The 1,716-nt window shown below is 26.0% G+C and carries 2 protein-coding genes; both read left to right on the top strand.

Features of this window, described 5'->3' with window-relative positions; all coding sequences use genetic code 11:
- A partial coding sequence (locus EZH24_RS14250) for an excinuclease ABC subunit B (protein WP_161976156.1) occupies positions 1-454 on the top strand: 454 nt, incomplete at its 5' end.
- Positions 455-1,495 (top strand): guanido phosphotransferase, encoded by a 1,041-nt coding sequence (locus EZH24_RS11230; protein WP_336596095.1) that lies wholly within the window; start codon positions 455-457, stop codon positions 1,493-1,495.
- The last annotated feature ends 221 nt before the right edge of the window (positions 1,496-1,716 follow it).

Raw genomic sequence — 1,716 nt, 5'->3', positions numbered from 1 at the left:
CGAAGAATTAAGAATAATAGAAAAATGTTTGGAATATAACGACAATGAATTATTTTCCGTATTGCCGAAATTACCAAATCATAAATCCATCGCAATAAAAAAAGCAGCCAAAAAAAAGCGTTATAAAAAAATATGCAATGTATGCGGATATTCTTTAAATGATTTCTTGGAATCAAAAACCGCAGCCTGTCCGAAGTGTTATAATAGTTTCGGAGTTTTCATTGATAAAATTGTCAAAAAAATCCATCGCTCGAACAAACATATAGGAAAAATCTCAAACAGAAATTTATCGAACGAAGATATAGAAAAAGAAATTTCAAAACATAGAGACAATATGGAACTCCTTAAAAAAATGGAGAAATACGAAGAGGCTAACGAACTAAAAAAGAAAATAGAAAATTTAAACGAAGTTTTAATTTCTAAAAAGTCCGAAAAGATAGAAGAAAAAATATAAATGGGTAATATGTTTGCAGATAACAATATAGCAAATTGGATTTTTAACGAAGGCTCTGAAAACAATATTGTTTTATATTCAAAAGTATCGATATATAGAAATTTAGAAAATATAAGATTCCATCATCACATGGATAAAAATGAATTCGATAAAGTCGATTCTATTTTGCAAAAAAATATTGAAGATTTGAATCTTAATTTAACTAAAATAAAATTAGCCGAAATTAAACCTTGCGATATAAAGATACTCAAAGAGAATTTAACGCTACCAAAAAAAAGAAATTTATTAAATGCAACTTTATATACGAATTCCGAACAATCGACTTCTATACTTATAAATTCAAACGAACATTTGGAAATACAAACTATAGCGAGAGGACTCGAATTAAACGATTGTTTTAAAACCGCTTATGAGATAGAGAATAAACTTGATGAAAAAATAGATTTCGCTTTCGATAAAAAATTCGGATATTTGACAAGCTCTCCTAAAAAGATAGGAACGGCGCTGAATTTAACCGTAGCTATTTCCGTTCCCGCAATTCTTTGGAAAACTCCCGACAATATAGATTATTTTATAAATAAATTTTCAAAATCGGGTTTCGATTTATCGATATTATCAATAGGTAAAAAAAATATTCCAATATTAACGATAACAAATAAAGTTATGATTGGAATTAAAGAAAAAGATATTTTAAAAAATACTTTCGATATAATCCATGATATTTTAGATAAAGAAAAAAATATAAGAAAGCGAATTAAAAAACTCTATAGAATTAAAGTTGAAGACAGAATATGCAGAAGCAAAGCGATATTATCTTCGGCAAGAGTTCTAAATTATGGCGAACTTATAAAATATAGTTTTTGGTTAAGAATTGGATTACATTATGGCATATTGAAAAATATTAAAATTGACGATTTATATTATATGCTTTTTGCCTCTAAAAATAATCATCTTCAAATTCAAAATATTAACAATAGTAAAGAAAAAAATATTAACGAGATAAGAGCGAATATGGTTAGAGATATTTTGAATGATAAATAATATTTCATTTGAATTATCCGCTATTATCCGCTTACCTTTTTGGTTTTCAATAACAATAATTTTAAACTATTGACATATTTTTTAATTCATGCTATATTTTAATCATAAATCAATCATAAATCATAAAGTTAAAGATAACGGACAACTTAAATATGGTTAGTAAAAATTACTATAAATTAGCATACTATAATTTCGTTAAGCAAAGCAAAGCAAAGCAAAGC

Origin of the sequence: Brachyspira catarrhinii (genome assembly GCF_005518285.1) — a bacterium.
Lineage (GTDB): Bacteria > Spirochaetota > Brachyspiria > Brachyspirales > Brachyspiraceae > Brachyspira > Brachyspira catarrhinii.
This window is presented reverse-complemented; position numbering and strand designations above follow the sequence as displayed.

What these genes read in the sequence shown, in the direction of transcription:
- EZH24_RS11230 (WP_336596095.1), top strand. Translation starts at nt 455, where the DNA reads ATGGGTAATATGTTTGCAGATAACAATATAGCAAATTGGATTTTTAAC.